Below are 5,486 nucleotides of genomic sequence, written 5' to 3'. Positions count from 1 at the left end.
AATAATGCTATCCAGCTAGGCAATAACCTGAATCTAGACTTTGGAATGACAGTGGACCTTGGCACCAGTGGCCGCGTATACGCCGCAAATATCGGCGTATGTTTCTTTGGCAACCAGGCAGCTTTAACCAACGATGGGTTGATTGCGTCCGACAATGTCGGTGCACTTTTTAGCGGCGCGAACCAAACCACCCGATCCATCTTCCACAACACCGGGTCGGTATTCGGAAAATATGGAATTTACAGTGAAGGGTCCGCTGAGACCATTGTCCTAAAAAACACCGGTATTATTGATGGCTCGCTGTACTCGTACGATGCAGTGAGCTTCGTCAATGACAGCGGAACCGACATAATCCGGAACCACGGCACCATGGTCGGCGACATTCGACTGCATACCGGTGACGACACCTATGATGCGGATTCCGAGATCGAACCGGACGGGATTCCGATCAAAAACCGGACAGCATTCCGAGATGAAGCCGGACAGCATTCCGATTAATTGCCGGACAATTATTTTGGATTGACGATGCCTTTGGGTCAGCAACCTCGGCATGAGGCTCTCTGTGATCAACAGGGAGACGTTCATGCCAGCCAAGAGAAAGCTGACCATGCGACACATCAGACAAATGCTTCGACTGACGGCGGACGGCGTGAGCGTCCGCGATATAGCGGTGATGCTGGGTATTGCCCGCAGCACGGTGCAAGACAATCTGGATCGGGCTAAAGCCGCAGGCCTGACCTGGCCTCTGCCTGGCGATCTCACCGACGACGTTCTGGAAGGCAGGCTTTTCGCCCGCGCCGGCACAAAACAGGGGACGCGTCGACGGGCAGAGCCGGATTGGGCTGCTCTTGCCATTGAGCTGAAGAAGCCGGGCGTGACGTTGCTCATCTTATGGGAGGAATATCGCGCTCTTCATCCGGACGGCTATGGCTACAGCCGGTTCTGCGATCTGTTCCGCGGCTTCGAACAGCGGCTCGTGCCTTCGATGCGCCAAGAGCATGTCGCCGGCGACAAGGTGTTCGTAGACTATTCCGGCAGACGCGTGCCGGTCGTCGACCGTAAGACCGGGGAGGTTCGCGAAGCGGAGCTGTTCATCGGCGTTCTCGGAGCGTCGAGCTACACGTTCGCCGAGGCCACATGGACGCAGACCCTGCCGGACTGGATTGGCTCGCATGTGCGCATGTTCAGCTTCTTTGGCGGCGTTCCGCGCCTGATCGTGCCCGACAATCTGAAGTCCGGCGTCAGCCGTGCGAGCTTCTACGACCCCGAGATCAATCGCAGCTATGGAATGATGGCATCGCATTACGGCGTCGGCGTCCTTCCGGCCCGGCCGCGACGTCCGAAGGACAAGGCCAAGGTCGAGAACGGCGTGCGTTTCGCCCAGAGCTGCATTCTCGGTCGCTTTCGCAAGCAGACCTTCTTCTCGCTTGCCGAGGCCAATGCGGCGATCTCCGAGGCAGTCGAGCGCATCAACAGCCATGTCATGCGCCGGCTGGGCATCAGTCGCCGGCATCTCTTCGAGACCATGGAACGTCCCGCGCTCGCCAGCCTTCCGGCGCAGGACTATGAGTTTGCCGAATGGCGGTTTGCGCGCGTGTCGACGGACTATCACATCGAGTTCGAACGCTATTTCTATTCCGTGCCGCACAATCTCATCCGCCAGCAGGTGGATGTCCGGGCGACTAGCCGGACCATCGAGATATTCTCGAAAGGCCAGCGGGTTGCTGCGCACCAGCGCCGTTATGGCGGATCGCGCTTCGGAACCGATCCCGATCACATGCCCAGTTCGCACCGCCGCTACGCCGAGTGGACGCCGGAGCGGTTCCGGCGCTGGGGCGCATCGATCGGACCGCAGACCGCAGGGCTGATCGTCGCCATCCTGTCCAGCCGTCCGCATCCGGAACAGGGCTTTAGAACATGCCTGGGCGTGTTGAAGCTCTATCGCAGCATCGGTCATGCCCAGGCCGAAGCGGTCTCGGCCCGTGCCGTCGAGATCGGCGGCCTGACCTGCAAGAGCATCGCCTCGCTCATCGCCACCTATAAAGCCGCAAAACCTTCAGCCGAACCGGCCGCGGTCGTCGAACACGCCAATCTGCGCGGCCCCGGCTACTTTCATTGAGGAGACAACAAATGCTGACCAACCCTACCATCGACATGCTGCACGCACTCGGCCTTTCCGGCATGGCCTCCGCCTACCAGGAACTGGAGATGCAACCGGAGGCAAGAAGCCTCCAACATTCGGAATGGCTCGCACTCCTGCTCGAACGGGAGACGACAGCGCGCCGGCAGAAACGCTTCGAAGCCAGGGCGCGTGCGGCAAAACTGCGCCATGACGCCCAGATCGAAGATGCCGACTTCCGCACCGTTCGCGGACTGGATCGCAACCTCTTCATGAAGCTATCCGGCTGCGACTGGATCAGGCAGCGACACAGCCTGCTGCTGATCGGCCCGGCCGGAGTGGGAAAGAGCTGGCTTGCCTGCGCGCTGGGCCACAAAGCATGCCGGGAGGACTTCTCCGTCGCCTATCATCGCGTTCCTCGGCTGTTTGCCACTTTGGCGCTGGCCCGCGGCGACGGCCGATACGCCAAGGTCCTCAAAACCCTGGCAAGGACCGATCTGCTTATCTTGGACGATTGGGGGCCGGAGAAGCTCACCGACGAGCAGCGCCGCGATCTTCTGGAAATCATCGAGGATCGATACGAGAAGCGATCGACGATCGTGACCAGTCAGATTCCCGTCGATCACTGGTACGACATGATCGGCAATCCAACCATTGCCGATGCCATCCTCGACCGCCTCGTCCACAATGCCTACCGCATCGAACTTTCCGGCGACAGCATGCGAAAACAGCGAGCGACGCCAGCCACCGAAACAGCTCTGGCTTGACCTCGAACGCAGTTGCCTCCAAAGATCAAATCGACCCTTGGGCAAGTCAAAGCGTCCGGCTTCAAATCGGAACGCCGTCCGGAATGAAATTGGAATAGCTGTCCGGCTTCGCCTCGGAATCCCCGTCCGGCATCATTGGAATACGCAGGCGGAAGACATCAACACGGCATCGTTTGCGTCTGTCTCGGCTGACAGGCCTGCGAAAGCATCTGATGCTCCCGACCCGGCCATTGTTCGCCTTCAGGTGGTCCTTGACCGGGCAGGCTCTTCCCCCGGGGTAATCGATGGGCTCTATGGCGAAAATGTAAGCAAAGCCATCGCCGGCTACGAGGCCATGAATGGCGTGTCGTCCGACGGAAAGCTTGATCCGGATCTGACGAACACGCTGGATTCTGACAAAACCCCGATCGTCAAGAGTTACACGATTACGGCCGATGATGCTGCCGGCCTCGTCGACCGCATCCCAGATGATTACGGGGAAAAGGCGAAGATGCCGACCATGGGCTATACCAGCGTGGCTGAAAAACTGGCGGAGCGATTTCATATGACTGTGACGCTGCTGCAAAAGCTCAATCCCGGCTCCGACTTCGCGCCGGGCAAGACGGTGCAGGTTGTCGATCCGGGCCCGCCCCGACAGGGGAAGGTGAAGCGGATCGTGGTGAGCAAGAAAGCTGGGCAGGTGCGCGCTTACGACGAAGCGGGAAAGCTGATTGCGGTCTATCCTGCGACCGTCGGCAGCAAGGACAACCCGTCGCCCAAAGGCACGCATAAAGTCAAGGGCGTCAGCTGGATGCCCGTATATCGTTACGATCCAAAGGTGAATTTCAAGCAGGGCAAGAACAACAGGGTTCTTATCGTCCCCAAAGGACCGAATGGACCGGTCGGCAGCGTCTGGATCGACCTGACCGAACCTACCTACGGCATTCACGGCACGCCCGACCCGGAACTCATCGACAAGGGCGCGTCGCATGGCTGCGTTCGCCTGACGAACTGGGATGCCGAAGAATTGGCGCGAATGGCCAGGTTCGGCACCATTGTCAAATTCGCCAATTGATCTGCGCAGACGCGCGACACTCAAGGTCTGGGCCGCAGCCTGGGATGATGCGGCTCAGCGACATTGCACGCCCCGTTCGGTATAGACAGAGAACGAGAGAAAAGCATCGGCTTGAGAATGGCGTTTTCTTCGGTTCAGCGGGCGGCGTGTCGGCGACATGCCGCTGCGCTTTGGTTTCGGAGAAGGACGCGTCGGACAAGCGGAGACTGGGTCGCCTTGATTGAATTGGGCGCTGTTGAGCCGTATGGCGTGGCCCGCTGCTCGCCTCCTACTCTGCCTACTTTAACGATCAGCCTCTCACTGCCGGCGCAGAGGTCCGGTTCGACTGGCCGAGCCGGTTGGTATGCAACAAATGCCGTCAAATCGTCGGGCGAGACCACTTTGGTTCTACAGGAGTTTGCGGGGAACGAAATAAAACGCCGTGCCCAATCAGCAGGCCTTGGAGTGTCCCTCCCCCACCATAATGACGATGATGAGAATGCGGATCTGCCAGTCGATCGCGAAAGCGGCGGGCTGAGTATAGCCGCCCCAGGAACCAACCGGCTGCGAGGGCGTTTGCACGCGGCAACCAGCCAGGACAGACATGCAAACCTTTCTCCTATTCTGGGTCGCAACATCGATGGCAGCTCTTGCCGCTGCGGTCATCGTGCGGGCCGGCCATGACAATTGGCCGCAGGAAAAAAGTCGCGCAGTCATCCTGGCTGCGTTTTGGCTTCCCATCGTCACTGGTCTCTTGGTCAGCTTCGTCGTGTGGTGCGCTCGGAAGGCGGCGCATTCTTGAACCGCCTGATGCGTACCCTGATCGCCTAGCCGTGCGCCGCAACGAGTGTTGAGGAACCTAAAAAAACCCCCTGCGTTTGCCAAGCATTGGTCCAATTGAAAGGAGAACACAATGAAAAAGGTAATCGCACTCGGCCTTGCGGCTGCATTTTCCAGCGCAACCTTTGCACTTGCAGACGACGTCACCGTCATCAAGAAACATCGGGAAGTGGACCCCGATACGACCGGTAGCGTCGTTATCAAGCAACGGCACCCAGTCGTGAAGAAGAAGGTCATCATCAAGGAAAAGCACAATGACCCGGATGTGACCATTAAAGGGTCGGTGCACGTCGACTAAGCTATCTCCAAGCCATTATGATGCCGATCGCAATCTTGCGGTCGGCATTGTCGTTTGAGCCGTGGTCACGCTGCTCTAGCATTTGCTGCAATAGGCGTTGTGCATCGTTCAATACGCTTCAAAGGGGAGAACCGAGGGCACTTGCCCGCAGCAAACCGACTGAACTTGAGGGCCAAGTCAATCCGAACCAGACCTTACCTGTTCAACGCGCAGGCTGCCCTTCGGCAAGGGAGCCAGCAGTTCGCCTTCCGGTTTGACGAGGAAGATCCAATCCGCCCATTGCGGTGGCGCCAGAATGATGATCTGCCGGTCATGGAACGGCGCAACATCCGGCCCAGGTTCGGTCGTCAGCATCGTGAAAGATGGCGGCTGATTGTCATCACCTTCGCGCCAAAGTCCGGCAATAGCCATCATGGGATGATCGGCAAG

General features: G+C 58.8%; 7 protein-coding genes. 5 read left to right on the top strand and 2 right to left on the bottom strand.

Annotated features, from left to right (window positions below):
* The 4 genes from Q0743_RS03540 to Q0743_RS03525 form a co-directional block, all read left to right on the top strand.
* The coding region (locus tag Q0743_RS03540) for a hypothetical protein (RefSeq protein ID WP_298240210.1) at positions 1 to 498 on the top strand (498 nt) is incomplete at its 5' end.
* A gap of 109 nt (positions 499 to 607) precedes the next feature.
* On the top strand, positions 608 to 2,119 hold the full coding sequence (gene istA, locus Q0743_RS03535) for an IS21 family transposase (protein ID WP_298240212.1): 1,512 nt from the start codon (positions 608 to 610) through the stop codon (positions 2,117 to 2,119).
* Between the two features lie 11 nt (positions 2,120 to 2,130).
* Positions 2,131 to 2,886 (top strand): IS21-like element helper ATPase IstB, encoded by a 756-nt coding sequence (gene istB, locus Q0743_RS03530; RefSeq protein WP_298240209.1) that lies wholly within the window; start codon positions 2,131 to 2,133, stop codon positions 2,884 to 2,886.
* Positions 2,887 to 3,004: 118 nt separating this feature from the next.
* Positions 3,005 to 3,940: a L,D-transpeptidase family protein gene (locus Q0743_RS03525; protein WP_298240211.1), complete on the top strand. Its 936-nt coding sequence runs from the start codon at positions 3,005 to 3,007 to the stop codon at positions 3,938 to 3,940.
* 429 nt (positions 3,941 to 4,369) lie between these two features.
* On the opposite strand, the gene Q0743_RS03520 is transcribed toward Q0743_RS03525, so the two are convergent.
* Positions 4,370 to 4,525: a hypothetical protein gene (locus tag Q0743_RS03520; RefSeq protein ID WP_298240208.1), complete on the bottom strand. Its 156-nt coding sequence runs from the start codon at positions 4,523 to 4,525 to the stop codon at positions 4,370 to 4,372.
* A 307-nt stretch (positions 4,526 to 4,832) separates the two neighbouring features.
* On the opposite strand from Q0743_RS03520, the gene Q0743_RS03515 reads away from it, so the two are divergent.
* A complete protein-coding gene (locus Q0743_RS03515) occupies positions 4,833 to 5,057 on the top strand; it encodes a hypothetical protein (RefSeq protein ID WP_298240207.1) in 225 nt (74 codons plus the stop codon).
* A 177-nt stretch (positions 5,058 to 5,234) separates the two neighbouring features.
* Here the strand turns inward: Q0743_RS03515 and Q0743_RS03510 are convergent.
* The coding region (locus Q0743_RS03510) for an SOS response-associated peptidase family protein (RefSeq protein WP_298240206.1) at positions 5,235 to 5,486 on the bottom strand (252 nt) is incomplete at its 5' end.

Origin of the sequence: uncultured Bradyrhizobium sp., from assembly GCF_936943645.1 — a bacterium.
GTDB lineage: Bacteria > Pseudomonadota > Alphaproteobacteria > Rhizobiales > Xanthobacteraceae > Bradyrhizobium.
This window is presented reverse-complemented; position numbering and strand designations above follow the sequence as displayed.